The sequence below is a fragment of the Vibrio sp. Vb1026 genome, from assembly GCF_033338745.1.
GTDB classification, from domain to species: Bacteria; Pseudomonadota; Gammaproteobacteria; order Enterobacterales; family Vibrionaceae; genus Vibrio; species Vibrio alginolyticus.
This window is the reverse complement of record NZ_JAWOTH010000053.1, coordinates 1-2,255: the sequence shown is the minus strand read 5'-3', so window position 1 is coordinate 2,255 and position 2,255 is coordinate 1. Positions and strand designations below refer to the sequence as shown.

The window sequence follows — 2,255 nt, the reverse complement described above, 5'->3', positions numbered from 1 at the left end:
TGCTGTGGCATTCCAGCCGAAACAATGAAGACAAAGGCATTTGGCTACGCGAGTTGGTTTCTTCGACCATCACCTCTCACATATAACAAAGGGCACCAAAGGGTGCCCAGAATGTTTGTCATTGAGAGTCTGTGTTATACCGCTTGCGAAGCTGGCGCGGCTTCTTTTATACGCTCTTCCTGATTCAATGATTTCTCGTATTGGCTGTACTTCCACCCAGCAAAGCCAAGGAAAATCACGATACCGCCAACGTTGTAGAAAATGATGGTCATGATGTCGGCCCCAGTAGGGAAGGTCGATGCTAAGAAACCAACCGTAAAGATAGCGATCAGTACCGATACGGTAGCGATGCCCATTTTGCGTGAGCCCATTTTGAAATCACGCTCGACGTGATCCAGTTTCAAGCGCAGATTCAGGTATGCCAACATGATGAACAGTGGTGGCAGCATCGAGGCGGCTGCCGTCATGTTGATTACGGTGTTCATCAGATCTTGAGCGGTGTTAGAACCTAATGTTGGGATGATCATCAGTGGGATAACGATAAGGAACTGATACCAAGCTGCGCGAGCTGGCACGCCGTTTTCGTTCAGCTCTACGGTTTTCTTACCAAAAATGCCTTCTGGAATCTCAGAGAAGAAGATTTTCACTGGCGTTGCTGTCCACATCAGTAGAGAGCCAAACATAGCGGTGAAGGATACCAAGCCTACGAAGCGATTCATCAATATTTCTGGCAAACCAAAGTACGCAGCCAAACCTTCAAATACTTGAACCGATCCGCCCGTGTATTTTAGGGTTTCGCTAGGAACAAACACGTTAATCAAAACAGACGCAACTGAGTAAAGCACGCCGATAAAGATACCTGCGATGATGATGACTTTAACGAACGATTTCGAGCCGCCTTTCACATCGTTTACGTAAACCGCGACCGATTCCGCACCGCCTGCCGCCATAAAGATCCATGTAGTAATGCCTAAAAATGCCCAGCTGAAATCAGGGATCATCGCTTCTACGGTAATTGGATCAGCCGGTTCTACGCCGCCGATCAACGCTGCGCCAGCCAGTAAAATGTACGACATTGTCAGTAGCAGCATGAGGGAGGAGGTCACCGACGTAATTGGCCCCAACATTTTCGCGCCGTTTGTCGATACGTAGGTCGCAAACGCAAACAACATCATACTGAGCACGGTAGTGGTGAATGGCGTCAGAATGTATTCATAGCCCAAGAACGCGTAAGACGCATAAGCGATAACACGCGGCAGCAAGGACGTGAAGAAGAATAGGTTAACGAACCAGTAAGTGTAGGCAGAGATAAACGCCCAGCGACCGCCAAGTGAGCTTTTTACCCATGCGTAGACCCCCGCTTCAGAATCTTTATTCAGAGATACGAATTCTGCGATGATCAAACAGAAAGGAATGAAATAAAAAATGGTCGCCAGAAAGAACATTGGCGCAGAAGCTAGACCGATCTCGATGTTGTTATTGATTACGTTATTAAAGCTAAATACTGCGGCAAAGGTGAGGGACAACAACCCGAATTTGCCTATCGTATTACGTTTGGATTCAGACATGTTCTATCTCCGGTGAATCACGTTGGAATTGTAGGGAGGAAGGGCTTGTAATGCTGTGACCACAGCCCTTCTCTTGTTTTATTTATTTAGGAAGTAGCCATCTTCGATGGTCACTTTGAGCACCACTTTTCTTACGCGGTTGTCTCCGTGGAAGCGGTACGCTTCACTGTTTTCAAAAATCGCCACTTGGCCTTCGCAAAGCTCGCGTATTTCACCCTGACCAGAAAAAAACTCGCGGTCAGTTTCATCACGATAAGCTTGTTCTAGGGTTAACGCGGTTTTATCCGCGAACTCAACGGTTTCTCGACCTTCGAGGTAGTAATGCACATCGAAGTAACGACGGTTACCGATGAACGTTTCGGTTTGTTTCGCGATGCCATCTTCAACCATGTAAACCAGTGAATCGCCAATCGAGTGCATCACGCCATCTTTGATGTTGCCGATGTTGCCAATGGCTTCCACACAGCGGTTCCATTTACGACCGTTGCGATATACCTGTTTGAATTGCTCTAAGCTGTCTAACACGATCATGGGTTACGCCTCGTTAACGATTTTGGTATCGGTTGAAGTGAAAAATGCGTTGTCGAAATCATGGTTTGCCATGACTTGCGCGCTGCAATCGCCTGCTTGCAATGGCATCAGAGTGAGGCCGTAGCGGAATGCATCCATATACACGCGGTAAGAGTC

At 47.5% G+C, this 2,255-nt stretch carries 2 protein-coding genes; both read right to left on the bottom strand.

Annotated elements, in window-relative coordinates; translation table 11 throughout:
• Positions 1–134 precede the first annotated feature (134 nt).
• A complete protein-coding gene (locus R7E47_RS24055) occupies positions 135–1,568 on the bottom strand; it encodes an amino acid permease (protein ID WP_318085154.1) in 1,434 nt (477 codons plus the stop codon).
• 78 nt (positions 1,569–1,646) lie between these two features.
• Positions 1,647–2,099: a beta-galactosidase subunit beta gene (locus R7E47_RS24050; RefSeq protein ID WP_140053059.1), complete on the bottom strand. Its 453-nt coding sequence runs from the start codon at positions 2,097–2,099 to the stop codon at positions 1,647–1,649.
• Positions 2,100–2,255 lie beyond the last annotated feature (156 nt).